This window comes from Streptomyces sp. NPDC101166, assembly GCF_044768125.1.
GTDB lineage: Bacteria > Actinomycetota > Actinomycetes > Streptomycetales > Streptomycetaceae > Streptomyces.
Map to the genome: position 1 here is coordinate 1 of NZ_JBIWPF010000106.1, position 1,485 is coordinate 1,485.

Annotated in this window: 1 protein-coding gene and 1 pseudogene; both read left to right on the forward strand. The window is 68.1% G+C overall.

The features are described from left to right. Window positions 1–657, forward strand: a pseudogene (locus ACIRS4_RS36760) (flavin-dependent monooxygenase); the annotation flags it as partial. A gap of 3 nt (window positions 658–660) precedes the next feature. Then, window positions 661–1,485: 4,5:9,10-diseco-3-hydroxy-5,9,17-trioxoandrosta-1(10),2-diene-4-oate hydrolase (gene hsaD / locus ACIRS4_RS36765; protein ID WP_404204387.1), on the forward strand; the 825-nt coding region annotated here is incomplete at its 3' end.

Sequence of the window (1,485 nt, forward strand, 5' to 3'; positions counted from 1 at the left end):
GTCGTCAACGATGTGTGGCACGTGGTGGGCCTGCGCGGCACCGGTTCCAACACCGTCGTGGTCAAGGACGTTTTCGTTCCCAAGCACCGTTTCCTCAGCATGCGGACCATGGGCGAACTGAAATCGCCTGGCCTGGAGCAGAATACCGATCCGCTGTACAAGATGCCGTGGGGCAGCATCCACCCCGCCACCATCACCGCGCCGATCATCGGCATGGGTTACGGCGCCTACGAGGCCCACGTCGAGCACCAGGGCAAGCGCGTGCGCGCCGCCTTCGCCGGCGAGAACGCCAAGGACGACCCGTTCGCCAAGGTCCGGATCGCCGAGGCCGCCAGTGACATCGACGCCGCCTGGCGTCAGCTGTCCGGCAATATCGCCGACGAGTACGCGTGCATCGTGGCGGGCAAGGACGTCCCGTTCGAGATGCGTGCCGCCGCCCGCCGCGACCAGGTGCGCGCCACCGGCCGCGTGATCGCCTCCGTCGACCGCCTCTTCGAGGCCGCCGGCGCCACCGCACTGGTGGAAGGCACTCCGCTGCAGCGCTTCTGGCGTGACGCCCACGCCGGCCGCGTGCACGCCTCGCAGGATCCCGAGCGCGCCTACGTCATGTACGGCACCCACGCGTTCGGCCTGCCGGTCACCGACGGAATGGTGTAATCCGTGACGGCCGTAGAGGAAATCACCTACGAGTCCACCTCGCGCTTCGCGCAGGTGCGACCGGACCTGAAGCTGCACTACCACGAGGCGGGCGTCGGCAACGGCCCCACCATCGTGCTGCTGCACGGCGGCGGTCCGGGCGCGAGCTCCTGGTCGAACTTCGCCAAGAACATTCCGGTGCTGGCCAAGGACTTCCACGTCCTCGCCGTCGACCAGCCCGGCTTCGGGCAGTCCGACAAGCCGACCGAGCACCCGCAGTACTTCGTGCACTCGTCCTCGGCGCTGAAGGACCTGCTCGACACCCTCGGCATCACCGATCGCGTTCACCTGCTGGGCAATTCGCTCGGCGGCGGCGCGGCCACCCGCTTCGCGCTGGACTACCCGGACCGCGCCGGCAAGCTGGTGCTGATGGGCCCGGGCGGCCTGTCCACCAACCTGTTCGCGCCGGACCCGACCGAGGGCGTGAAGCTGCTGTCCAAGTTCAACTTCGAACCCACGAAGGAGAACCTGGAGGCGTTCCTGCGGATCATGGTCTTCGACCAGTCGCTGATCACGCCGGAACTCGTCGAGGAGCGTTTCGCCTCGGCCTCGCAGCCGGAATCCCTGGCCGCCACCCGCGCCATGGGCAAGTCCTTCGCGGGCGCCGACTTCGCCAAGGGCATGATCTGGCGCGACGCGTTCAAGCTGCGTCAGCCGGTGCTGATGATCTGGGGCCGCGAGGACCGCGTGAACCCGATCGACGGCGCGCTCGTGGCGTTGAAGATGGTGCCGCGCGTACAGCTGCACGTGTTCGGCGGTTGCGGGCACTGGGCGCAGTTGGAGAAGTTC